At 72.5% G+C, this 799-nt stretch carries 1 protein-coding gene; it reads left to right on the plus strand.

From position 1 onward, the window contains the following. On the plus strand, positions 1–799 hold a 799-nt coding region (locus ACFOJE_RS12815), incomplete at its 5' end, for an aminotransferase class III-fold pyridoxal phosphate-dependent enzyme (protein WP_377814761.1).

Genomic DNA, 799 nt, shown 5'->3' on the forward strand with positions numbered 1-799 from the left:
CCTGATGCCGGGCGGCGTCTACCGCGCCCTGGCGCCCTGCGAGCTGCACGGGGTCGGCGTCGAGGACGCCCTGGCCAGCATCGAGCGGATCTTCAAGAACGACGCCGAGCCGCGCGACATCGCCGCCATCGTCATCGAGCCGGTGCAGGGCGAGGGCGGCTTCTACCCGGCGCCCAAGGCCTTCATGCAGCGCCTGCGCGCCCTGTGCGACCAACACGGCATCCTGCTGGTGGCCGACGAGGTGCAGACCGGCGCCGGCCGCACCGGCACCTTCTTCGCCATGGAACAGATGGGCGTGGTGCCGGACCTGACCACCTTCGCCAAGTCGGTGGGCGGCGGCTTCCCGATCGCCGGGGTGTGCGGCAAGGCCGAACTGATGGACGCCATCGCCCCCGGCGGCCTGGGCGGCACCTACGCCGGCAGCCCGATCGCCTGCGCCGCGGCGCTGGCGGTGCTGGAGGTGTTCGAGCAGGAACGACTGCTGGCGCGCAGCCAGGCGGTGGGCGAGCGGCTCAAGGCCGGCCTGCGCGATATCCAGGCCAAGCACCCGAGCATCGGCGACGTGCGCGGCCTGGGCGCCATGGTGGCCATCGAGCTGTTCCAGGACGGCGACGTGCACCGCCCGCACGCCGAGCTGGCGGCGCAGGTGGTGGCCCGCGCCCGCGACAAGGGCCTGATCCTGCTGTCCTGCGGCCCCTACTACAACGTGCTGCGCATCCTGGTGCCGCTGACCGTGCCGGACGAACAGCTCGACCACGGCCTGGCCCTGCTCGCCGAGTGCTTCGACGAGCTGGACTGA

This window comes from Azotobacter bryophylli (genome assembly GCF_042643485.1).
GTDB lineage: Bacteria > Pseudomonadota > Gammaproteobacteria > Pseudomonadales > Pseudomonadaceae > Azotobacter > Azotobacter bryophylli.